Origin of the sequence: Limimaricola sp. AA108-03 (assembly GCF_050847355.1) — a bacterium.
Classification (GTDB): Bacteria; Pseudomonadota; Alphaproteobacteria; order Rhodobacterales; family Rhodobacteraceae; genus Limimaricola.
The window spans coordinates 1,040,032-1,061,988 of the sequence record NZ_CP193755.1 but is presented as its reverse complement, the minus strand read 5'-3'; the positions used below and the strand labels follow the sequence as shown (position 1 = coordinate 1,061,988).

Genomic DNA, 21,957 nt, shown 5'->3' with positions numbered 1-21,957 from the left:
GCGGGACGTTCACAGGGAGCAAGATAACATGAGCGATCACATCACGATTCGCCCCGCCGAGGGCACCTGGGTGGTGCGCGCCGGTGGCGCCGTGCTCGGCGAGAGCAGCCGGGCGCTGGAACTGGTCGAGGGCGACTACCCGCCGGTGATCTATTTCCCGCGCGAGGATATCGCGATGGCCTTTCTCGAACCGTCGAAGACCCGCTCGCACTGCCCCTGGAAGGGCGATGCGCATTATTACAACATCATCGCCAAGAGCGGCGCGATCGAGGATGCGGTCTGGTCCTACGAGGATCCCAAGGCGGGCATGGAGCAGATCAAGGACTGCCTTGCCTTCTACAAGAACAAGGTCGCGGTCGAGCAGGTCTGATCCCGACCAGCGCGGCGGTCAGGAATGCTCCTCGGCCGCCAGCCGCGTCAGCGCGCGGTTGACCGCGCGCAGCCCGTCCACCTGAAACAGCGCGCCCCAGAGTTCCGGCGTCTCGTCGCCGGGGCCGAAGCGGACCACCGGCACGAAGGGCCGCTGCACCGTCTCGAACAGCGGCATCGCCTGTTCCAGCGTCGCCCCCGATTGCACGAAGACCCCTTCCGCGATCATTTCCCGGCAGGCCTCCTCGGGGGCGGCGCGCGGCGCACCGGTGGCCCGCATCACCGTCTCGACCCGGATCGTGCCGAGGAGCCAGGCCTGTGGCCCGGCGGCCAGATGCACGCCCCGCCGCGCCAGCTGCGTCAGGAAGAACGAGCGCTGCACCAGTCGCGAGGCCAGCGCAGATGACAGCGACACCGCGACCATCACCGCGAGTCCGGTCTGCCAATCCCCCGTCAGCTCGAACACGATCAGCGTGGTCGAGATCGGCGCGCCCAGCACCGCGGCCGCCACCGCCCCCATCCCTGCCAGCGCATAGAGCGTGCCCTCGCCCGAGAAGTCCGGCGCGATGGCGGTGGCGACGGTGCCGAAGGCGAGCCCGGTGAGCGCGCCGATCATCAGCGAGGGCGAGAAGATGCCGCCGCCCATGCGCCCGGCCATGGTGAGCGCCACCGCGGCCACCTTGACCACCACGAAGATCACCGCGAGGTCGAAGGCGATGTTGCCCTGCAGCGCCGCCGAGGTGGTCTCGTAGCCCACGCCGATGATGTGCGGGAAGAAGATCGCGATGACGCCGAGGATCAGCCCCGTGGCCGCGGGCCGCAGCCAGCGCGGCAGGGCGATGCGTGCCTGCACGCGGTTCGCCACGTCGTCGGCCCAGAAGATGGACCGCATCAGCACCACTGCGACGAGACCGCATAGAAGCCCCAGCAGCAGGAAGGCGGGCAGTTCCACGTAGAAGGCCAGCGCATTCTTGTCCGGCAGCGTGAACTCGGTCACGTCGCCCCACACCAGGCGCCCCAGAACCGTGCCGGCGACGCTGGCGATGGCGATGGGCGCGAAGGCGTGGACCGCAAAATGCCGCAGCACCACTTCCAGCGCGAAGAGCGCACCCGCGATCGGAGCGTTGAAGCTGGCCGAGACGGCGGCCGCGACGGCGCAGCCCAGAAGATCGCGACCGGTGATCCCGTCGGCGCGGATCCAACTCGAAACATAGGTGGCCAGAACCGAAGCGAGGTGCACCACCGGCCCCTCGCGCCCCGTCGAGCCGCCGGTGGACAGCGTGATCATCGAGGCCAGCGCCGAGATCAGCCCACGCTTGCGTTCCACCCGCCCCTCGCGCAGCGCCGCGCCCTCGATCACCTCGGCCACGGAACGCACCCGCGCATCCTCGGTGAAACGGTCAAGCAGCAGCCCGACGACCAGGCCGCCCGCCACCGGCAGGCATAGCAGCCAATACCAGGGCAGCGAGGCCGCGAAGCTGTGCAGCATCGCCACGTCGTCGGTGCCGTAGAGCGTGGCCTGCAACCACTCGATCCCGGCACGGAAGCCGATCGCGGCGATCCCGGCGGCGCTGCCAAGCGCCAGAGCGATGAACCAGAACTGCACCTGGCTCGGCCCGTGGCTGCGGATCAGCGCCCAACCGTCGCTCCAGGCCCGCGCCAGTCGTCCCAGCACCCCCGGCTCGTCTTCTCGCTGCTCGACGCCGCTCATCGCATCCTGCTGCCAGCCATCCACATGCGCCTCTGCTTCTAGAGTGAATCCTCGTCCGATTGAAGCTGCGCGGGCGATGCTCGCCCCCTGCCTCGCCATATCGGGCACCAGAGGGTACACTCGGTCTGAGCTACGGATGAGGGAGGCAAGCATGCCGGAACAGGCGCGACGGCATCTCGCGGTCTTGCCGACACCGGACGAGGCCGAGACGCTGATCGACCTCATTTACGATGCCGCGATCGATCCCGACCGGCTCGGCACCCTGATCGACAACTGGGAACCGGTGATGGCTCCGCTGCGGCAGGCCATCCATGATGGCGATCTTCGGGGGCTGCAGCCTTTCGATCGGCACGCCGTCCGGCTGCGGCGGTTGATCGACCAGCATTCCGGCTCGGCCACCTCCCCGGCGCTGGCCGGTATCGAGCGCGCCGCCGCCTTCGTGATCGGGCCGGACATGGTCCTGACGACGGCCAATGCCGCCGCGGCGCGCGTGCTTGGTGCCGTCGTCGGCGAAGGTCTGGAGCGCCTGAAACTCGAACCGGCGGAGCGCGATCGGCTGAGGACACGCATCCATGCCATCTTCGCCGGAACCGAAGACACGACGGCGATCCTGCGCGGCCAGGGGCCCGAGGGCGAGCGGGGGATTCTGCTGGCACTGCGGCTCCTGCCGGGCAGTTCCGAGCCACGCGTCCTCGTCATCACCTCGGAGCTCGACTGGCCCGCCGATCTGCCGGACATGCTTCGCGAAGCCTTCGGCCTGACCCCGGCGGAGACGGACGTGCTGCGCGAACTGAGCCGGGGCGCGACACTGCCCGACATCGCCAACGCGCGGGGCCGCAGCGTCGAGACCGTGCGCGCACAGCTCAAATCGATCATGGGCAAGACCGAGATCCGCAGCCAGGCCGAACTGGTGCGGCTGACGCTGTCGATGCTGCAAATGGTACCGGTCAAGCCGAACTCGACCCCGCTGCGCTTCGCGGAGACGGATCAGGCTGTCCAGCCCCGGCGAATGCGGCTCTCGGACGGGCGGCGTCTCGATTACCTGATCCTGGGCGAACCGGGCGGGCGTCCCTGCCTGTTCCTTGCCCCGCTGCTCGGCCCGACACGCTGGCCCGCCGCTGCGGAAAGCACGGCGGCGCGGCAGGGGCTTTGCGTGATCGTACCGCTTCGGGCCGGACAGGGAGAGACCGACCCGCCGCCGCCTTATGCCGACCCGGTGCGTCAGTTCGTCCACGACGTCGCGGCCTTGCTCGAACATCTCGTCCGCGAGCCGGTGCCGGTTCTCACCATGGGCGATGAAAGCCTGATCGCCATGGCGCTGCACCGGGCGCATCCGCGTCGCAGCGGCGCGCTGATCGCCTGCGGCGGCACGCTGCCGCTATCCTCGCCGGAACAATTCACCCCCATGCACAAATGGCACCGGGCCATGCTGGGGGCTGCGCGCTACACGCCGCACCTGTTACCGGTGCTGCTCGAGGCGGCCGCGGTGCGGCTGCGGCGCGGCGAAGGACGGCAGATCCTGCGCGAGGTCTATGCCGAAAGCTCGGCCGATCTCGCGCTCGTCGAAGATCCCGAGATCGCGGCGCTGCTGCTCGCGCCACGCGGAGGATCGACCGTGGCGCTGGCCCAGGAGATGACGCGCCGATCCGCCATGGACTGGCGGCCTTCCCTGGCCTCGCTGCGGGATCTGCCGGTGCATTTCCTGTCCGGATTGCAAGATCCCCAGGTGCCGCCAGAAATCCTGGCACAATTTCAGCGCGATCACCCTTGGATCGAATTTCGCGCATACGACGATGCGGGCCAGCTTCTGTTCCTCTCCAAGTGGCCGGATGCGCTAGATCTTCTGAACCTATACGCATGAACATGGCTTTCCGGACCACCATACCCCAAATAGGGTATGACGCTTGGTAGTCCCACGCGGTACCAATTGGACATTGACCAGAGATATTCACCGCATTTCACGATCGCGGTACGTAGCTTGGGCCGATGGCGGAGGTGAGTGGCCGCTTGAGGCAAGATCAATTTAGAACCCGACCGGCCGGGCAATGCCGAACTTTGGCGGTGTGATGTTCGGGGAACCAACCCCGTCCAACATGCCGCCTTTTTCTTTCCGAATGCCTACCAAGCCCGAGTACCAAGAGCGGCAGCATTCCTGTCTCTTGTCATGAGACCTCAGGCCGCGTCCGCATCCTCGAGCAGAACGCGTGCCGCGCCGCGCGCGGCTTCGGTGACGGTATCGCCTGCCAGCATCCGCGCGATCTCGTCGATGCGGTCGGTTTCGCCCAAGGGCACGACGCGCGAGGTGGTGATCTCGCCCGTGGGTCCGGCGCTCACCGACTTTTCGACCCGCCAGTGATGCGCCCCCAGCGCCGCCACCTGCGGCGAATGGGTCACCACCAGCACCTGCGCGCCATCGGCCAGACGCGCGAGTCGCCTGCCCACCGCGTTTGCGGTAGCGCCGCCAAGACCCCGGTCGATTTCGTCGAAGATCAACGTCTTGCCAGCATTGTCCCCGGTCAGGCACACCTTCAGCGCCAGCAGAAAGCGGGACAGCTCGCCGCCCGATGCGATGCGCGACAGCGGCCCCGCGGGCGCCCCGGGATTGGTGGCGACACGGAAGCTCACATCATCACGCCCCTCGGGGCCCGGCTCGGCCGGGGCAATGTCGACTTCGAACACGGCCCGGTCGAGCTTGAGCGGCGCCAGTTCCGCCGCCATCGCGCTCGACAGCCGCGTCCCGGCCTCCGAACGGAGCGAAGTCAGGGCCTGCGCCGCCGCGTCATAGGCCGCATCGGCCGCCCGAACGGCCATTTCCAGCTCGGCCATGTCGCCCTCGGAAGCATCTAGCGCCCGCAGCCGGCCGCGCAGCCCGTCGGCGAACTCGGCCAACTCGTCCACCATCACGTCGTGCTTGCGCGCGAGACCACGCAGCGCGAAGAGCCTTTCCTCCGCCGCCTCAAGCGCGCGGGGATCGACCTCCATCGCGTCGAGCGCGTCGCGCACCCCGGTTTCAGCTTCTCCGAGCGCGTCGAGCGCGCGCGCGAGCGCCTCCATCACCGGATCCAGACGGCCCTCGGCGGCCTCGACTGCACCGTCGAGCCAGCGCATCGCGTCGGCGACCAGCCCCTCGGCGCCCTCGCCCGAGATCACCTGATGCGCCCTGGCGATGTCGCCGCGCACCCGCTCGGCGCCCTGCATCCGGCGACGGGTCGAGTCGAGCTCGGCCTCCTCGCCGGGCTGGGGGTCGAGCGCGTCGAGCTCAGCCACCGCGTGGCGGAGATACTCCTCCTCGGCCTTGAGCGCGGCGATCTGCTCCTGCGCGGCGGCCAGCGTCCTGCGTGCGGTGCGGCGCGCGGTCCAGGCGGCTCGGGTTTCGGCGATGGCCGGGCCCGCCTGTGCGAACTCATCCAGCATCAGCCTGTGACCGCGCGGATCGAGCAGACCGCGATCGTCATGCTGGCCATGCAGTTCCAGGAGTTCGTCCGAGAGCGCGCGCAACACCTCGCCCGAGACGCGGCGATCGTTGACCCAGGCGGTCTTGCGGCCGCCTTCGGTATTGACCCGCCGCAGGATCAGCTCGCCCTCCGCCTCGATCCCCGCCTCGGCCAAGACCCGGCGCGCCGGATGGTCCGACGCCAGTTCGAACACCGCCGTCACCTCGCCCTGCGCCGCCCCGGCGCGCACCAGCTCGGCACGACCGCGCCAGCCCAGGACGAAGCCCAGCGAATCCAGAAGGATCGATTTGCCCGCCCCGGTCTCGCCGGTCAGCACGTTGAGACCGGGCTGAAACTCAAGTTCCAGCCGGTCGATGATCAGCATGTCCCGAATGTCGAGCGCGCGCAGCATGGTCCTAACCCCCCGAGCGGAACGTCAGCACGCGCAATTCAGATCCACTCGCCGCGCACCAGCTGGCGGTAGATCGCGGCCAGCCAGTTGTCGCCCGCCGCTTCCGGCCTGAGGCCGCGCCCGGTAAGCAGCGCGTAGCTGTCCCGATACCAGTCGGTGCCACGGTAGTTGTAGCCCAGAATTGCGCCGGCGGTCTGCGCCTCCTCGAGAAGGCCCAGCGAGAGATAGGATTCGACCAGCCGGTGCAGCGCCTCGGCGGTATGCGTCGTGGTCTGGAAGTCCTCGACCACCACCCGGAAGCGACGGGCGGCGGCGGCGTAATGGTTGCGCTTGAGATAGTAGCGCCCGATTTCCATTTCCTTGGCCGCGAGGTGGTCGAAGGCGAGATCGAACTTGAGCTTGGCCTCGGCGGCATAGCTGCTGTCAGGATATTGCTCGATCACCGCGCGCAGCGCCTGCAGCGCCTGAAAGGTCAGACCCTGATCGCGACCGATATCGTCGATCTGGTCGTAGTAGCTCAGCGCCAGCAGGTACTGCGCATAAGCCGCGTCCTCGCTGGTCGGGTAGAAATCGAGATAGCGCTGCGCGCTGGCCCGGCTCTCGTCGTAGGCGCGGTCCTTGTGATGCGCGAAGGCCTGCATGATCAGGCCGCGCTTGGCCCATTCCGAATAGGGGTAGAGGCGCTCGATCTCGCCGAAATAGAAGGCGGCGTCCTCGGACTGTCCGCCTTCGAGGCTGCCCTCGCCCTTCTGGTAGATCTCGACCGCGCTCATCTCTTCGAGCTCGCCGGGGGCCAGACGGTTGGTGGTGTTGCCGCAAGCCGAAAGTAGCCCCAAGGCCAAAATCAGGCCCAAGCTGGCCCGTGTTCCGCTGCCTGCCATCCGCGCGTCCTGCATCCTGTCGGTCATCTGCCCATCCCGGGGTCGGCGCCCCGTTCACGCCCCGTTTCGGGGCCGCTCGGCCTTGGGTCTAGCATGAAAAAATCGGGGGCAAAATGGCTTTTCCCTCGACCGCTTGGCGACCGCCTTCGTCAGGCAACGGCGGCGAGATCCGCCGACTTGATACGGCTGCCCGGCAGCTGGTCGGCAAGCGCCGCATCGCAGGTGACGAGACGCCAGGCATCGGGCCGCGCGAAGAGCGCCCGCAGCAGCCGGTTGGTCATCGCATGGCCGGCGCGCCGCCCTTCATAGACGCCCAGGATCGGCAGCCCGGCCGTCGTCAGGTCACCCAGCGCGTCGAGCATCTTGTGGCGCACCGCCTCGTCGGCGTGGCGCAGCCCACCCGGGCTCAGCACCTCGGCGCCATCGACCACGACGGCGTTGTCGAAGGTGCCACCCAAGGCCAGCCCCTGCGCCTGCATCGCCTCGACATCGGAGAGCCGGCAGAAGGTCCGGCTGTCGCAGAGTTCGCGCAGGAAGGCGCCATTGGCCATGTCGAGCACCCGGTTCTGACGGCCGATCGCCGCATCCGGAAAGTCGATCTCGAAATCGATGCGCAACCCGCGCGGCTCATCGGGCATCTGCGGCCGCAGCCGTGCCACGGCGGCACCATGCACCGCTTCGACCGGCGCGAGGATCTCGATGGCGTGGAGCGGCGCATCAAGCCGCGTCAGGCCGGCGCCGAGGATGGCGCGCGCGAAACCGGCAGCGCTGCCGTCGAGGATCGGCACTTCGGGCCCGTCGATCTCGACGAGCACGTTGTGCACGCCGCAGCCCGCCAGAGCCGCCATCAAATGTTCGATGGTGGAGACGGAGACACCGGCCTCGTTGACGATGCGTGTGTTGAGCGGCGAGATCTCGACGAGGTCCCAGCGGGCCGGGACCCGCGCGTCGATGCCGACCACGTCCATCCGGCGAAAGACGATGCCGTGTCCGGCAGGCGCGGGGCGCAGGCACAGCCGGACCGGTCGCCCCGAATGGAGCCCGATGCCGGTAAACCCGACCTGTGTGATCAGCGTAGTCTGCACGTCTCTCTGCCCGGATCCGTTTCGGATTTCGTTACCCACGTGACCTAAGAGCTTCATGCATCAGTCACAATTCACTCTTTGCGACAGCGTGAAACATGTGACCGGGGACACGCATCGGCAGAAATTCGGCACAGGAAAACAAAGGGCCGCCCGGAGGGCGGCCCTTTTCGCACAGCGGTTGTGCGCGGAGCGGTCAGTTGGCCTGACGACGCAGGAAGGCGGGAATCTCGATGCGTTCCTGCTCGGGATCGGTCTCGCCATCATCCGACCAGTTCGGCGCCTGACGCGGGCCGGTGGGCTGCTGCGGCGCCGGGCGCTGCGCCTGCGGCTGCTGGCGCGGCTGGCTCGCGGGCTGACCGGACGGCTGCTCACCATGGCCGGTCATCCGGTTGATCAGCGAGTTGATCCCGAAACGCGGCTGCTGGCGGTCGGCCTCGGCGCCACGTGCCGGGGCGGCGGGGCTGCGCGGCTCGGCGCGCGGCATCTCCTGCCGCTCGGACTGCTGCGGGCGCGGCTGGTTCTGAGCCGCGGCGCGCAGCCGGGCCATGTCACCGGCCGAGCTACCGCCCGAACGCGGCGCGGGCGCCACGAAGCTCTCCGGCGCGGCCTCGGCCTGCGGCGCCTCGCGGCGCGGCTCATAGGCGGGCGGCGGCAGGTCGTCGTCACGCTGCGGCTGGTAGCGCGCTTCCTCGCGCGGTGCCGGACGGCGCGTGTCGAAGCCCTCGGCGTAATCCTCCTCCTCGAAGCTCGGCTCGGGCTCGCGGCGGGACTGCGGCTGTGCCTCGCGGCGCGGCGCGGGGGCCTGAGCGCGCGGTGCGGGCTGCTGCGGCGCCTCGCGGCGCGGCGGCACCGGGGCGGCGGGCGCCTCTTCCTCGGCCGAAACGCGCTCGCGCAGCGGCTCGCTCATCTTGCGGCGCGGCACCGGGACTTCCTCGGGCTTGGCCAGCGCATCGATGCCGGTGGCGACGACCGAAACCCGCATCCGGCCTTCCATGCCGGTGTCGAGCGTCGAGCCAACGATGATGTTGGCCTCGGGATCGACCTTTTCGCGAATCTTGTTCGCTGCCTCGTCCAGTTCGAACAAGGTGAGATCGTAGCCGCCGGTGATGTTGATGAGCACGCCGCGCGCGCCTTCGAGGCTGATCTCGTCCAGGAGCGGGTTCGCTATCGCCTTCTCGGCGGCCTGCACGGCGCGATCCTCGCCATCGGCCTCGCCGGTGCCCATCATCGCCTTGCCCATCTCGTCCATCACCGCGCGCACGTCGGCGAAGTCGAGGTTGATCAGGCCCGGACGCACCATCAGGTCGGTCACGCCCTTGACGCCTTGGTAGAGCACGTCGTCGGCGAGCGCGAAGGCCTCGGTGAAGGTGGTGTTCTCGTTGGCGAGCCGGAACAGGTTCTGGTTAGGAATGATGATCAGCGTGTCGACCACCTTCTGCAGCGCCTCGACGCCGGCCTCGGCCTGCTTCATGCGCTTGCCGCCCTCGAACTGGAACGGCTTGGTGACGACGCCGACGGTCAGCACGCCGAGCTCGCGCGCGGCCTGGGCGATGATCGGCGCGGCACCGGTACCGGTGCCGCCGCCCATGCCGGCGGTGATGAAGCACATGTGGGCCCCGGCGAGGTGGTCGACGATCTCCTCGATCGATTCCTCGGCCGCGGCGGCACCGACGGTGGCGCGGGCGCCCGCGCCCAGCCCCTCGGTGACCTTCACGCCCATCTGGATCTTGGCTTGGGCGCGCGACTGCTGCAGCGCCTGCGCGTCGGTGTTGGCCACGACGAACTCGACGCCGTCGAGCTCCTTCTCGATCATGTTGTTGACCGCGTTGCCACCAGCGCCGCCCACGCCGAAGACGGTGATCCGGGGCTTGAGATCTTCCTGCCCCGGCAGAGAGAGGTTGAGTGCCATCGCTGTCTGCCTGTCCTGAATCTGGCCCGTCCCGCCGGGCGTATCTGCCATTATCTGGCCAAACTATCCGCGCGCGTCCGCATCGTCACGGGGAAACTCGGGCATTCCTACTTATTTTCTGCCGTTTCCGCAGCGTCGATTCTCGGTGGTCGGCGACATCTTGCGTATTACCAGTTGTCCTTGAACCACTTGAAGGCCCGCTTCAGCGACCGCGCCGGGTGCTTTTCGGCGGGCACGTCGAAATCCCACCATTCGTCCTGCGGGTGCGCGGCGAAGAGGCACAGACCGACCGATCCCGCGAAGGCCGGCCCGGTGGCGGCCTGCGGCAGCCCCTGCACCCTGAGCGGACGGCCGAGCCGGACCTGCTGGCCGAGGATACGAGTCGCCAGCCCGTCGAGGCCGGGGATCTGGCTGCCGCCGCCGGTGAGCACGATCTGCTGGCTGGGCAGATGCTCGAAACCGGCCGCGTCGAGCCGCTGGCGCACCTCTTCGAGGATCTCCTCGACCCGCGGCCGCATGATGCCGATCAGTTCGGCCCGGCTGACGGTGCGGCGGTCATGCTCCCAATCGCCGGTATCGCCGCCGATCTCGATCATCTCGCGGTCATCCATGCCGGTGGCGACGACGCCGCCATAGAAGGTCTTGATCCGCTCGGCGGTGGCCATCGGCACCTGCAGGCCCATCGAGATGTCCGATGTGACGTGATCGCCGCCCATGCGCACCGAATCCGCGTAGATCATATGCTTGCGGATGAAAACCGAGATCCCGGTCGAGCCGCCGCCCATGTCGATGCAGGCCGCGCCCAGCTCCTGCTCGTCCTCGACCAGCGAGGAGACCCCCGAGACATAGGCCGATGAGGCCAGCCCCGCGACTTCGAGATCGCAGCGCTTGATGCAGTAGAGCAGGTTCTCGATCGCGGTGGCGTCGACGGTGAGCAGGTGCATGTCAGTGGTCAGTCGCTGGCCGATCTGGCCGCGCGGATCGGCCAGACCCGAGCGGTGGTCGAGCGCGAAGTTGACCGGCTGCGCGTGCAGCACCTCGCGGCCATCGCCGTAATCGGGCAGTTCGCAGGCCGCCAGCACGCGGCCGATATCGCCGTCGGTGACCTGCCCGGCCTCCACCTCGACCTCGCCATCGAGCCCGTAGCTGCGCGGCCGCGCGCCGGACAGCGTGGCGATGACGTGATCGACCCGGACCCCGGCCATCTTCTGCGCCGCCTGCACCGCGGTGCGGATCGCGCGCTCGGTCTCGGCCATCGCCGCGACCTCGCCGAAGGAGACCCCACGCGAGCGGGTGGTGGCGGCGCCGATGATGCGGAAATTGGACTGCCCGGCCATCGAGCCCACGCCCTCGAGCGTGGGGGCATCGCCGTCGAATCGCAGCACCAGGCAGGCAATCTTGGAGGTGCCGACGTCGAGAATGGCGATCACGCCACGCTGCATCGCCGCCTTGCGCATGTGGCGCATAGCCCGCTGGGTCTGGTAGAGCTGCCCCATCTGTTCGTCCCCGCTCCGTTTTCTAGTTGTTGTCGCTGACGCGGCGGAGCCGCACCAGAGCCTGCTCGGTCAGCCTTATGGTCGGCCGATCCTCATTCCGCACATCCACCGCCGCGATGTCGCGCGCCAGCATCTCCTCGGCCCCGTCGAGCGCCATCACCCGCTCCAGCGCCTGCACCGGGTTCTCCGCCGGCAGCAGGATCCGCTGGTCGCGATCGAGCACCAGGTCCCAGCGCCGCTCGCCCATCCGCACCAGCCCGCGGATGCGCGGCGCGACCGGCGCGGCGGCGGCGAAGAGCGCCAGTGCCTCGTCGATCTTCTCGCGCGCGCCGTCGCCCGCGATCAGCGGCAGATCGGCCCGGTCGGAGCGCTGCGCGATCATGCCGGTCATCACGCCTTCGGCATCGACCAGCCGCAGCCCGTCGACATAGCGCCACACCGCGACCGGCACCCGCTGGGTCACCGCGATCTCCAACGTGCCGCCGGGACGGACCCGCACCGTGGCATCGGCCACCGCCGTCAGCTCGCGGATCCGGGTGCGGATCTCAGGCAGGTCGAGATCGAAGGAGGACACCGGCATCGTCTCTGGCAGAAAGGCCCGGATCGCAGCGGCGAGCGCCGGCTCGGCCCCCTCGATCTCGACCGCGCCGACCATGAATTCGGGACGCTGCTGGATCGTCGCCTTGAGCCGGTCGATCTGTTTTGCAAAGGCGGCCCGGTTGTCATCCTGGCCGAACCAGATGCCACCGACCAGAGCGACGAACAGGACCGGAAGGCCGAAACGCACCCCGATCCGGAAGGTCGGCGTCAGCATCAGCCGCTGGTAGCGGTAGCCCCAGCGCGTCGGCGCCGGATCCCGGCGGATGCCGTATTGCGGCTCGCGCCGGAACAGCGACTTCAGCGATCGCACGAGGCATCCTCCACCAGCCAGCGGCACAGCTCCGGAAAGGAGATCCCGGTCTTCGCCGCCTGCTCGGGCGCGAGCGAGGTGGGCGTCATGCCGGGCTGGGTATTGGTCTCGAGCAGCACCAGACCATCGCGCCCTCGCGCCTCGTCCCAACGGAAATCGGTGCGCGACAGGCCACGGCAACCCAGCGCCCGATGCGCCCGAAGCGCGTAGTCGAGGCAGGCCTCGAAGATCTCGGCCGGGATGTCGGCGGGCACGACATGGTGCGAGCCGCCGGTCTTGTACTTGGCGTCGTAGTCGTACCAGCCGCTCGTGACGATGTCCGTCACCGTGAGCGCCCGGTCCCCCATCACCGTCGTCGTCAGCTCCCGCCCCGGCAGGTAGCTCTCGACCATCACCGTCTCGGGCATGTCATCGGAAAGCTGCGGCGGCGCATTCGCACCTTCGGGCACGATGTAGACGCCGACGCTGGAGCCTTCGTTGTTGGGCTTGATCACATAGGGCAACGGCAGCAGATGCGCCGCCATCGCCTCGGCCTTCGAGGCCAGACGGCTTTCGGCCACGGGCAGGCCGGCGGCGCGGAAGGCGGCCTTGGATGCCTCCTTGTCCATGGCGAGCGCCGAGGCCAGCACCCCGGAATGGGTATAGGGGATGCGCAGCCATTCCAGCAGGCCCTGGACGCAGCCATCCTCGCCACGGCGGCCATGCAGCGCGTTGAAGACGACGTCGGGCGCATGGGATTGGAGTTGCGACGGCAGGTCGGGGCCGGCATCGACCTCGACGACCTCGTATCCCGCCTGCCGCAAGGCCGCCGCGCATTCGCGCCCGGATGACAAGGAGACCTCGCGCTCGGCCGAGGGTCCGCCCATCAACACGACGACCTTGGGATGTGTCCCGCTCGACATTCCCAGACTGCCCCATTCGCGCGCCGCTGAACGACGCGTCATTGTTATAACCCATTCCGGGCCTTCCCCGCTTTGCGGGGACCGAATTATTCGCTTGTCACGCGGACGGCTGCCCGACCCGCATGATTTCCCACTCTAGCGTCAGGCCGGAATGCTCGTAAACCCTTTTCCGGACCTTCTCGCCCAGAGCTTCGAGCTCGGCCGCCGTGGCCTCGCCGGCATTGGTGAGGAAGTTCGGGTGCTTTTCGTTCATCACCGCGCCGCCGAGCCGTGCCCCGCGCAGCCCGGCCTCGTCGATCACCTTCCAGGCCTTCAGCTCGTGGCTGTCATCGGCGCGGCCCGTCGAGGAAAACCCGGCCGGGTTGCGGAAGGTCGAGCCCGCGGTCCGGTCCTTGGTGGGCTGGCTGGCGTCGCGCTTCGCGATCTGCTCGTCCATCCGCGCCTCGAGCGCAGCCGCCTCGCCGGGGCCTGCGTCGAACACGGCCTCGACGATCACCGCCCCCTCCGGCAAGGAACTGGAGCGATAGCCCAGCTCGAGCGCTTTCGCAGGCAGCACTTCGGTCCGGCCGTCGCGATGGATCACGCTCACCTCGCGCAGTACATCGGCAACATAGGCGCCGTAGCAGCCCGCATTCATCCGCACCGCGCCGCCGATGGCGCCCGGGATGGTGCGCAGGAAGGTCAGGTCACGCCCCGCCTGCGCCGCCTTGCGCGCGACATGCGAATCGAGCGCGGCCGCGCCGGTCGTGACGCTGCCGTCATCACCGATCTCGATGCCGTTGAAGCCGCGGCCGAGCCGGATCACCACGCCCCGCACCCCGCCATCGCGCACGATCAGGTTCGAGCCGACCCCCATCGGGAAGACCGGCACCGAGGGATCGAGATCACGCAGGAAATCGGCGAGATCCTCGCGATCGGCGGGCTGGAACAGCCAGTCGGCCGGACCGCCGACCCGCAGCCATGTGAGATCGGAGAGCGGGCGGTTCGGCGTCAGCCTGCCGCGCACCTGCGGCAGAGGATCGGAAAGATCGGTCATCATGCTCCTCCCAGTCAGCGGAGCCGCCGCCCGGCGGCCCTCAGGGGCCAACGCAGCACCGAGGCGCCGCCAGCCATCAGCATCACGCCCACGACCGGGCCCAGCGCAAAGGTGACCCAACCCAGAAGCGGCACGCCGACCACCACCAGCACGCTGGCACATTTGCGGTGACTGTCGCGCGGCAGCATGGACGCCATATTGGCCGCAATCAGCCAGAGGCAGGCAGCCGCCAGCGGCAGGGCCTGCACTGCGCTCATCCGTCCTGTCCCAGCCTTGCCGGCAGCGCGCCGGCCCAGGCGCTGATCGTGCCGGCGCCGAGACAGACCACGATGTCGCCCGGCCGCGCCTGCTCGCGCACAAGTCGCGCGAGGTCTTCCTCGGAGGTGACGGCCCGGGCATGGCGATGGCCGTGGCGGATCAGCCCGGCAACGAGATCGTCGCGCCCCGCCCCCTCGATCGGCTCTTCACCGGCGGCATAGATGTCGGAGATGCCGACCACGTCGGCATCGTTGAAGCAGGTGCAGAAATCATCGAAAAGCGAGGACAGGCGGGTGAAGCGATGCGGCTGGTGCACCGCGATCACCCTACCCTCGCTGGCCTGGCGCGCGGCCCGCAGTACCGCGGCGATCTCGACCGGGTGATGGCCGTAATCGTCAATGATCGCCACGCCGTTCCATTCGCCGACCTTGGTGAAGCGGCGGTTGACGCCCCCGAAAGCCGCGAGCGCCGCGCGGATCTCGTCGCGCTTCATGCCCAGATGCCGCGCCACCGCGACGGCGGCCAGCGCGTTCGAGACGTTGTGGTCCCCCGGCATCGGCAGGCTGCAGCCTTCGATCACTGCGTCCTCGGCCCGCAGCACGATGTCGAAATGCGCCACGCCGGCCTTGTAGGTCAGGTTCGCGGCGCGCACATCGGCCTGCGCGTTGAAGCCGAAGGTGACGACCCGGCGATCGGTGATCTTGCCGACCAGCGCCTGCACTTCGGGGTGGTCGGTGCAGCACACCGCGAGCCCGTAGAAGGGGATGTTCGAGACGAAGTCGAGGAAGCCCTTCCTGAGCCCCTCGATCGAACCCCAGTGATCCATGTGCTCGGGGTCGATATTGGTGACGATGGCGATGGTCGCGGGCAGCCGGTTGAAGGTGCCGTCGCTCTCGTCGGCCTCGACCACCATCCATTCGCCCTGCCCCATCCGGGCGTTCGAGCCATAGGCATGGATGATGCCGCCATTGATGACCGTGGGGTCGAAATGCCCGGCGTCGAGCAGCGTCGCCACCATGGTGGTGGTGGTGGTCTTGCCATGGGTGCCGCCTACGGCCACGTTCGAGCGCAGCCGCATCAGCTCGGCCAGCATCTCGGCGCGGCGCACCACCGGCAGGCCGCGCCGGCGCGCCTCGTCGAGCTCGGGATTGCCCGGCTTGATGGCGGAGGAGATCACCACCACCTCGGCACCGTCGAGGTTCTCGCCCGACTGACCGATGAAGATGCGGGCGCCCAGCCCTTCGAGACGCTCGGTGATCTTCGAGCCCTTCAGGTCCGAGCCCTGGATCGTGTAGCCTTGGTTCAGCAGCACCTCGGCGATGCCGGACATGCCGATCCCGCCGATGCCCACGAAGTGGATCGGACCGACATCGAGCGGCAGTTTCGTGGCGGCATTCATCGGTTGCGTCCCGTCCATCAAGAATCTTTCCCCTTCTCTGCGTCCACGAGGCGCTCCACAACCCCCGCAAGGCGCTCCGCCGCGTCCGGTACGCCTGCGTCGCGCGCCGCATGGGCCATGCGCATCGCGCCGTCGCTGTCGCCGAGCACCAGGGCGATCTTCTCGCTCAGCGCCTCGACGTGGAATTTCTTCTCGGGGAACATGATCGCCGCGCCGGCTTCGACAAGGCCCCGCGCGTTCGCGGTCTGGTGGTCGGCGGCGGCGGCGGCGAAGGGGACGAGGATCGCCGGTCGGCCGATTACGCTCAGATCCGCCATCGTCGACGCGCCCGAGCGGCAGATCACTAGCTGCGCCTCGCTCATCCGGGTCGGTACGTCCGCGAAAAAGGTCTGAACGTCGGCGTCGATGCCCTCGTCGGAATAGTAGGTCGAGACGCGCTGCACGTCCTCTTCGCGGGCCTGATGGCTGACGCGGACCCGGCGGCGCAGCTCTGCCGGCAGGTTGGCGATCGCCGGCGGCACCACGTCGGACAGGATCCGCGCGCCCTGGCTGCCGCCGATCACCAGCACCGACATCGGGTAATCACCCGGCGGGATATAGGCCGCGCCGACGCGGTCGAGCACGGCGCGCCGTACCGGGTTGCCGGTGTGGACCGCCTCGACGCCCGGGGGCAGCTCGGTGGGCCACGTCCCGCAGGCGACCGCATGGACACGCCGGGCGAAGAGCGCGTTCACCCGTCCCAGCACGCCGTTCTGCTCGTGGATCATCCGCGGCAGCTTGAGTAGCGTCGCCGCCGCCAGCGCCGGGATCGACGGGTAGCCGCCGAAACCCACCACGGCGGCCGGCCGGTCGCGCATCATCCGGCTCACCGCCGCGGCGACGCCGGCCGTGATGCGAAAGGGCGCGATCGCCTTGGCCGAAAGACCGCCCCGCGCGAAGGTGGCGGCGCCGACCTGCTCGATCTCGACCTCGCGCGGAAAACCCTGCGTGTAACGCGCGCCGCGCGCATCGGTGGAAAGCTTCACTCGCCAGCCACGGGTGAGCATCAGTTCGGCCAGCGCCTGGGCGGGGAACATGTGTCCGCCGGTGCCGCCGGCGGCGATGACGAGGAGCGGCGCCGACATCAGCGGCCCCGCCGCAGCAGGATGTCGCCGATGCCGCCCTGTGGGCGGGTGCGGGTAAAGGCCAGAAGCATGCCCAGCGCGATGCCCGACGCGATCACCGAGGAGCCGCCATAGCTCACGAAGGGCAGCGTCATGCCCTTGGCGGGCAGCAGCCGCACCGCCACGCCCATGTTGATCATCGCCTGCACGCCGAAGGCGCAGGCAAGGCCGGTGCCGGCGAGCCGGATGAAGGTGTCGCGCTCCTTCATCAGCCGCAGCAGCGAGCGCACCACCACCGTGGCATAGAGCGCGATGATCACCAGCACGCAGATCAGGCCGTATTCCTCGGCCGCCACCGCGATGATGAAGTCGGTATGCGCGTCGGGCAGCGACCACTTCACCTGCCCCTCGCCGACGCCGACACCGAAGAAGCCGCCCTCGCGGATCGCGTTGGTGGCGTAGCCCAACTGGGTATTGGGATCGACCTCGGCGGCAAGGAAGCCGTCGATGCGGCGCGCGAAGTGCTCGGAGTTGTTATAGGCCAGCGTGCCGCCGGCGACGACGGCGCCAGCGAGGCCGAGAAGCAGCACCATCGGCGCGCCGCCCACGAAATACATCACGCCCCAGGAGAACAGCACCAGTGCCGCCTGACCGAAATCGGGCTGCAGCGCGAGAAACATCACGATGGTGAAGGCAAGCGCGAAGGACCATATCCGCCCCGGAGGGCCGGAAGGCTCCATCCCCGCGGCCATGAACCAGGCCGCCACCACCACGAAGCCGGGCTTGAGGAACTCGGAGGGCTGCACGGAGGCAAAGCCGAAGGAGAACCAGCGCACGGCGCCCTTGCCAAAATCGGTGCCGAAGAACGGCAGCAGCATCAGCGCAAGGAAGGCGCCCGCGAATCCCAGCACCGCGAGACGGCGCACCATCTGCGGGGTCATCATCGAGATGCCCATCATCACCGCGAGCGAGACGATGCCGAAGAAGGCCTGGCGGCTGACGTAATAGAAGGGGTCGAGACCGTTGCGCGAGGCCAGCGGCGGCGAGGCCGCGAGGCCCAGCAGGATGCCGATCGCAAACAGCAACAGAATGCAGGACATGGTCCAGACATCGATGGTGCGCCACCAGCGCGGGAGTATCGGATCGACGGTCCTGACCGGGACCGCCCCATGCACCATTTCGGTCATGAACCTGCTGCCTGATTGCCTCTGCCCTGCCCGCTTGTGCGGGTCTGCGGGAGAGACTAGCGCGCTCATGCCGGATTGACCATGAAAATAACGTCCAGTCTTTGCCGCCACGAGGCTTGAGCCCGTGGCAGAAAAGCGGCAGGTGCCCAGTCATGAACAATATTCGGCAGATCAATACCCTGATCCTCGGGGCCGGCGCCGCCGGTCTTTTCGCGGCCATCCATGCGGGGGGCGATACGCTGGTGATCGATCACGCCCGCAACCCCGGCGAGAAGATTCGCATTTCGGGCGGCGGCCGCTGCAACTTCACCAATCTGCGGACCGCGCCTGAATGTTTCCTTGGCGCGAATCCCCATTTCCACAAATCGGCTCTGGCGCGCTACACAGCCTGGGATTTCCTCGACCTCGTGCAGAAGCACGGCATCGCCTGGCATGAAAAGACGCTGGGCCAGCTGTTCTGCGACGGCAAGGCCACCCAGATCGTCTCCATGCTGCTGACCGAGATGCGCGAAGCCGGGGCCGAACTGTCGCTGGAGACCTCGTTGGTCGAACTGTCCCGCGACGAGAGCGGGTTCCGGGCGGTGATGGAACGCGCGGGCAAACGCGAGACGATCCGCGCGGCCCGCGTCGTCGTGGCGACGGGCGGCAAGTCGATTCCCAAGATGGGCGCGACGGGTCTGGCCTACAGGATCGCCGAGCAGTTCGGACTGCCGCTGGTCGAGACGCGGCCGGGCCTCGTGCCGCTGACCTTTCCCGACCGTTTCGCCGGGCTGTCCGGCGTGGCGCTGCCGGTGCGCGCGCAGGCCGATGGCCCCGCCTTCGACGAGGCGTTGCTCTTCACCCATCGTGGCCTATCGGGCCCCGCGATCCTGCAGGCCTCCTCCTATTGGCGCGAAGGCGGCGAGATCCGCCTCGATCTCGCCCCGGACGGTACGCTCGCCGAAAGCCTCCGCGCGGCGCGGCGCAGCGACGGGAAGAAGGCCCTGAAGACGGTGCTGGCGCAGCATCTGCCCGCGCGATTGGTCGAAGCTTGGGCCGAGGAGTATCCGATGCGGGGCAACATGGCGGATCAATCCGACCGCGCCATCGACGCGCTCTGTGAAAGCCTGCGGGATTGGCGGCTCACTCCCACCGGCACCGAGGGCTACCGCACGGCGGAGGTCACCTTGGGCGGCGTCTCGACCGATGCCCTGTCATCGAAGACGATGGAGGCCAAATCGGTGCCGGGGCTGCATTTCATCGGCGAATGCGTCGACGTCACCGGCTGGCTCGGCGGCTACAACTTTCAATGGGCCTGGGCCTCGGGCTTTGCCGCGGGGACGGCGATCGCGCAGGGCGGCTGAGCGCCCCGCGACCCTTAGAGAAGTTCGCGGACGCAGGCGACGAAATCATCGCCGCGCTTCTCGAAGTTGTCGTACTGGTCGAAGCTCGCGGCCGCAGGGGCCAGCAGAACCACCTCGCCCGGCTCGGCCTCTTCCATGGCGCGCTTCACCGCGACCGCCATCGTGCCGCAGACCTCCGCCTCGACGCCCGAGAGCTTCACCGCGAAGGCCTCGGCCTCGCGGCCGATCACATAGGCCTTGGCGACATGCGACAGCCCCTCGCCCAGCCCCGACAGGCCGCCCTCCTTCTCCAGCCCGCCACAGATCCAGCGGATGCGCGGAAAGGCCGCGAGGGCCTTGGCGGCCGCGTCGACATTGGTGGCCTTGCTGTCATTGACGAAGGCCACGCCGTCCTTCTCGGCCACGCGCTGCGAGCGGTGCGGCAGGCCGGGATAGGAGCGCAGCGCCGCCTCGATGCCGCGCGGGCCGAGGCCAAGGCTGCGCGCCACGGCCCAGGCGGCGCAGGCGTTCTGGTGGTTATGCGCGCCCGGCAGGCCGGGGATGTCGCGCAGATCGACCGAGGCCACCTGCCGCCCCTTGCGGTATTCGGCGAGAAAGCCCTTGCGCGCGAAGACGTTCCAGCCCGGACCGGTCAGCTTGCGGCCCGATGAGATGGTGATGACGCGGTCATCGGCCATTCCCGTGGCGAGCTGATTGGCGAGGTAGCGCCCCTCGTTCTCGTCGACGCCGATCACGGCGCGGTCCGGCCCGCCTTCGGAGAACAGCCGCCGCTTGGCGGCGAAGTAGCCGCCTGGCCCGGCATGCCGGTCGAGGTGATCGGGCGAGAGGTTGGTCAGCACCGCGATGTCGGGGGTCAGCGCGCGCGCCAACTCGGTCTGGTAGCTCGACAGCTCCAGCACCACGACCTCGCCATCATGCGGCGGGTCGAGATCGAGCACGCCGCGGCCGATATTGCCGGCGAGCTGCGCGGGGCGGCCGTTCTCGGTGAGGATATGGTGGATCAGCGCCGAAGTGGTCGATTTGCCGTTCGAGCCGGTGACAGCGACGATGCGCGGCATGGTGTCGAACTGGTCGAAACCCTCGGCGGCGAAGCTGCGAAAGAACAGGCCGATGTCGTTGTCGACCGGCACCCCCGCCTCCCACGCGGCGGCGATGGCGGCGTGCGGTGCCGGGTAGAGATGCGGGATGCCCGGCGAGGTGACGAGCAGCGACACGCCCTCATAGGCGCTCGCGCGGGTCAGGTCGCGCAGCGCGATCCCCTCGGCCTCGGCCGCCTCGCGCCCCGAGGGGCCGTCGTCCCAGGCGACGACTTGCGCGCCGCCCGCCTTCAGCGCCGCCGCGGTGGCCCGGCCGGACCGACCCAGCCCCAGCACAGCGACGGTCTGGCCCTCATGTCCGCGAACCGGGATCATAGCTCTCTCCGTGGAATGCGCCTCAGCGCAGCTTGAGCGTGGCCAGCCCGATCATCGCGAGGATCAGCGAGATGATCCAGAAGCGGATGACGATCTGCGGCTCGGACCAGCCCTTCTTTTCGTAGTGATGGTGGATCGGCGCCATCAGGAAGACCCGGCGGCCGGTGCGCTTGAAGTAAAGCACCTGGATGATCACCGAGAGCGCCTCGACCACGAAGAGGCCGCCGACGACCGACAGCACGATCTCGTGCTTGGTCGCCACCGCGATTGCGCCGAGGCCACCGCCCAGCGCGAGGCTGCCGGTGTCACCCATGAAGACCGCCGCGGGCGGCGCGTTGTACCACAGGAAGCCCAGCCCGCCGCCGATTAGCCCCATGGTGAAGATCAGGATCTCGCCAGTGTCGGGAACGTAGTGGACGCCCAGATACTCGGTGAAGTCGGTCCGGCCCACGGCATAGGCGATGACGCCGAAGGCCCCGGCGGCGATCATCACCGGCATGATCGCGAGACCGTCGAGACCGTCCGTCAGGTTCACCGCGTTGGCGGCGCCGACGATCACCACCATGGCGAAGGGTACGAACAGGATGCCGAGATTGAGCAGCATCTCGTTATAGACCGGAAAGGCGAGCTGGTTGGTAAGGTTGTCGGGATGGTACATCGCCGCCCACCAGCCCGCGAGACCGGCGATGGCGAAGCCGATCAGCAGCCGCAGCTTGCCCGAGACGCCGTCCGTGTTCTGCTTGCGGACCTTCGCGTAATCATCGGCGAAACCGATCATCGCGAAGCCCAGCGTCACGAAGAGCACCATCAGCACGTAGGGGTTGTCGAGCCGCGCCCAGAGCAGCGTCGAGGTCATCACCGCCCCGACGATCAGGAGCCCGCCCATGGTCGGCGTACCCGCCTTGACGAAATGCCCCTCCGGCCCGTCGGTGCGGATCGGCTGGCCCTTGCCCTGGGTGCGGCGCAGCACGTTGATCAGCGGCGGCCCGAACAGGAACCCGAACAGCAGCGACGTGAGGAAGGCTCCGCCGGCACGGAAGGTGATGTAGCGAAACAAGTTGAAGAAGTCGCCGCCGTCGGACAGCAGCGTCAGCAGATAGAGCATGGGCC

General features: G+C 68.5%; 18 protein-coding genes. 3 read left to right on the top strand and 15 right to left on the bottom strand.

The genetic code is table 11. The annotated features are described in order from the left end of the window. Nucleotides 1-28 precede the first annotated feature (28 nt). Nucleotides 29-370 (top strand): DUF427 domain-containing protein, encoded by a 342-nt coding sequence (locus ACRAQ3_RS05235; RefSeq protein ID WP_269396964.1) that lies wholly within the window; start codon nt 29-31, stop codon nt 368-370. 18 nt (nt 371-388) lie between these two features. On the opposite strand, the gene ACRAQ3_RS05230 is transcribed toward ACRAQ3_RS05235, so the two are convergent. Next, on the bottom strand, nt 389-2,080 hold the full coding sequence (locus ACRAQ3_RS05230; RefSeq protein ID WP_432255909.1) for a chloride channel protein: 1,692 nt from the start codon (nt 2,078-2,080) through the stop codon (nt 389-391). A gap of 151 nt (nt 2,081-2,231) precedes the next feature. On the opposite strand from ACRAQ3_RS05230, the gene ACRAQ3_RS05225 reads away from it, so the two are divergent. After that, the gene (locus ACRAQ3_RS05225) at nt 2,232-3,941 is read left to right on the top strand and encodes a hypothetical protein (RefSeq protein WP_432255908.1); all 1,710 of its coding nucleotides are present in this window, start codon (nt 2,232-2,234) and stop codon (nt 3,939-3,941) included. Nucleotides 3,942-4,252: 311 nt separating this feature from the next. Here ACRAQ3_RS05225 and recN read toward each other — a convergent pair whose 3' ends face one another. The 12 genes from recN to ACRAQ3_RS05165 all read right to left on the bottom strand — a co-directional run bounded on the left by recN (nt 4,253) and on the right by ACRAQ3_RS05165 (nt 18,092). Next, complete coding sequence (gene recN, locus ACRAQ3_RS05220) at nt 4,253-5,926, bottom strand: DNA repair protein RecN (protein ID WP_432255907.1); 1,674 nt, start codon at nt 5,924-5,926, stop codon at nt 4,253-4,255. Between the two features lie 38 nt (nt 5,927-5,964). Continuing rightward, nucleotides 5,965-6,834, bottom strand: coding sequence for an outer membrane protein assembly factor BamD (locus ACRAQ3_RS05215; RefSeq protein ID WP_373568024.1), 870 nt, complete (start codon nt 6,832-6,834; stop codon nt 5,965-5,967). Nucleotides 6,835-6,956: 122 nt separating this feature from the next. After that, nucleotides 6,957-7,892 carry a UDP-3-O-acyl-N-acetylglucosamine deacetylase gene (lpxC, locus tag ACRAQ3_RS05210; protein WP_269396967.1) on the bottom strand — a complete coding sequence of 312 codons (936 nt, stop codon included), beginning with the start codon at nt 7,890-7,892 and terminating at the stop codon, nt 6,957-6,959. 193 nt (nt 7,893-8,085) lie between these two features. Further along, nucleotides 8,086-9,801: a cell division protein FtsZ gene (gene ftsZ / locus ACRAQ3_RS05205; protein WP_432255906.1), complete on the bottom strand. Its 1,716-nt coding sequence runs from the start codon at nt 9,799-9,801 to the stop codon at nt 8,086-8,088. Between the two features lie 167 nt (nt 9,802-9,968). Continuing rightward, nucleotides 9,969-11,297, bottom strand: coding sequence for a cell division protein FtsA (gene ftsA / locus ACRAQ3_RS05200; RefSeq protein ID WP_432255905.1), 1,329 nt, complete (start codon nt 11,295-11,297; stop codon nt 9,969-9,971). 22 nt (nt 11,298-11,319) lie between these two features. Continuing rightward, complete coding sequence (locus tag ACRAQ3_RS05195) at nt 11,320-12,207, bottom strand: cell division protein FtsQ/DivIB (RefSeq protein WP_432255904.1); 888 nt, start codon at nt 12,205-12,207, stop codon at nt 11,320-11,322. Continuing rightward, on the bottom strand, nt 12,195-13,115 hold the full coding sequence (locus ACRAQ3_RS05190) for a D-alanine--D-alanine ligase (protein ID WP_269397095.1): 921 nt from the start codon (nt 13,113-13,115) through the stop codon (nt 12,195-12,197). The genes ACRAQ3_RS05195 and ACRAQ3_RS05190 overlap by 13 nt, the downstream gene beginning before the upstream one ends. A gap of 91 nt (nt 13,116-13,206) precedes the next feature. Beyond that, nucleotides 13,207-14,145, bottom strand: coding sequence for a UDP-N-acetylmuramate dehydrogenase (murB, locus tag ACRAQ3_RS05185; protein WP_432255903.1), 939 nt, complete (start codon nt 14,143-14,145; stop codon nt 13,207-13,209). 14 nt (nt 14,146-14,159) lie between these two features. Further along, nucleotides 14,160-14,402, bottom strand: a complete 243-nt coding sequence (locus ACRAQ3_RS05180) for a DUF2484 family protein (RefSeq protein ID WP_432255902.1) — start codon at nt 14,400-14,402, stop codon at nt 14,160-14,162. Next, nucleotides 14,399-15,802: a UDP-N-acetylmuramate--L-alanine ligase gene (murC, locus tag ACRAQ3_RS05175; RefSeq protein WP_269397096.1), complete on the bottom strand. Its 1,404-nt coding sequence runs from the start codon at nt 15,800-15,802 to the stop codon at nt 14,399-14,401. Before murC ends, ACRAQ3_RS05180 begins: the two co-directional genes overlap by 4 nt. Before the next feature lie 17 nt (nt 15,803-15,819). Further along, nucleotides 15,820-16,926: a UDP-N-acetylglucosamine--N-acetylmuramyl-(pentapeptide) pyrophosphoryl-undecaprenol N-acetylglucosamine transferase gene (locus tag ACRAQ3_RS05170; protein WP_432255901.1), complete on the bottom strand. Its 1,107-nt coding sequence runs from the start codon at nt 16,924-16,926 to the stop codon at nt 15,820-15,822. Continuing rightward, nucleotides 16,926-18,092, bottom strand: coding sequence for a peptidoglycan glycosyltransferase FtsW (locus ACRAQ3_RS05165; RefSeq protein WP_269396974.1), 1,167 nt, complete (start codon nt 18,090-18,092; stop codon nt 16,926-16,928). Before ACRAQ3_RS05165 ends, ACRAQ3_RS05170 begins: the two co-directional genes overlap by 1 nt. Before the next feature lie 152 nt (nt 18,093-18,244). Here ACRAQ3_RS05165 and ACRAQ3_RS05160 point away from each other — a divergent pair, with 152 nt between their 5' ends. Beyond that, a complete protein-coding gene (locus ACRAQ3_RS05160) occupies nt 18,245-19,435 on the top strand; it encodes an NAD(P)/FAD-dependent oxidoreductase (RefSeq protein WP_432255900.1) in 1,191 nt (396 codons plus the stop codon). 14 nt (nt 19,436-19,449) lie between these two features. Here the strand turns inward: ACRAQ3_RS05160 and murD are convergent, their stop codons facing one another. Then, nucleotides 19,450-20,847, bottom strand: coding sequence for a UDP-N-acetylmuramoyl-L-alanine--D-glutamate ligase (murD, locus tag ACRAQ3_RS05155; protein ID WP_432255899.1), 1,398 nt, complete (start codon nt 20,845-20,847; stop codon nt 19,450-19,452). Nucleotides 20,848-20,869: 22 nt separating this feature from the next. Further along, nucleotides 20,870-21,952, bottom strand: coding sequence for a phospho-N-acetylmuramoyl-pentapeptide-transferase (gene mraY / locus ACRAQ3_RS05150; protein WP_085894719.1), 1,083 nt, complete (start codon nt 21,950-21,952; stop codon nt 20,870-20,872). Nucleotides 21,953-21,957: the final 5 nt, after the last annotated feature.